The sequence below is a fragment of the uncultured Nostoc sp. genome (genome assembly GCF_937863485.1).
Taxonomy (GTDB): Bacteria; Cyanobacteriota; Cyanobacteriia; order Cyanobacteriales; family Nostocaceae; genus Nostoc.
The window spans coordinates 1-234 of sequence record NZ_CALMFY010000214.1 but is presented as its reverse complement, the minus strand read 5'-3'; the positions used below and the strand labels follow the sequence as shown (position 1 = coordinate 234).

At 48.7% G+C, this 234-nt stretch carries 1 protein-coding gene; it reads left to right on the top strand.

Annotated elements, in window-relative coordinates:
• Positions 1 to 9: 9 nt before the first annotated feature.
• Positions 10 to 234: HEAT repeat domain-containing protein (locus Q0541_RS28595; RefSeq protein ID WP_366941937.1), on the top strand; the 225-nt coding region annotated here is incomplete at its 3' end.

Genomic DNA, 234 nt, shown 5'->3' with positions numbered 1-234 from the left:
CCGTAGTAGATTTCCCATAAATCCGCCAATATCCTCAACGATGAAAAGGAATACTTATATGTTCGTTGCACTGCGGCATGGGCATTAGGCAATTTGGGGCATGCGGCGTCGAAGTATATTCCTGACATCGCCAACATCCTCAAGGATGAAAAGGTTGACTCATCTGTTCGTAGCGGTGCAGCAGTGGCATTGTGCAATTTCGGGCAGGCGGCGGTGAAGTATATCCCTGACATC